The 234-nt window shown below is 37.6% G+C and carries 1 protein-coding gene; it reads left to right on the plus strand.

All coding sequences use genetic code 11. From position 1 onward, the window contains the following. Positions 1 to 30 precede the first annotated feature (30 nt). The coding region (locus AAEZ00_RS22200) for a 1-deoxy-D-xylulose-5-phosphate synthase N-terminal domain-containing protein (protein ID WP_351090212.1) at positions 31 to 234 on the plus strand (204 nt) is incomplete at its 3' end.

Raw genomic sequence — 234 nt, forward strand, 5'->3', positions numbered from 1 at the left:
GATTATAATAAAGAGTCAGACAATCTCGCTATGAGCTTCGATATTTCTAAATTTCCAGTACTAGCGAAAGCTAATACACCAGAAGAATTAAGGAAGTTACCTCAAGGTTTACTTCCTCAAGTGTCTGATGAACTCAGACAGTTCTTACTTCAGTCTGTTGCTATTTCTAGCGGACATTTTGCTTCTGGCTTAGGCACAGTTGAATTAACTGTGGCACTTCATTATGTCTACAAT

The sequence above is a fragment of the Shewanella sp. S1-49-MNA-CIBAN-0167 genome (assembly GCF_040310145.1).
Lineage (GTDB): Bacteria > Pseudomonadota > Gammaproteobacteria > Enterobacterales > Shewanellaceae > Shewanella > Shewanella psychromarinicola.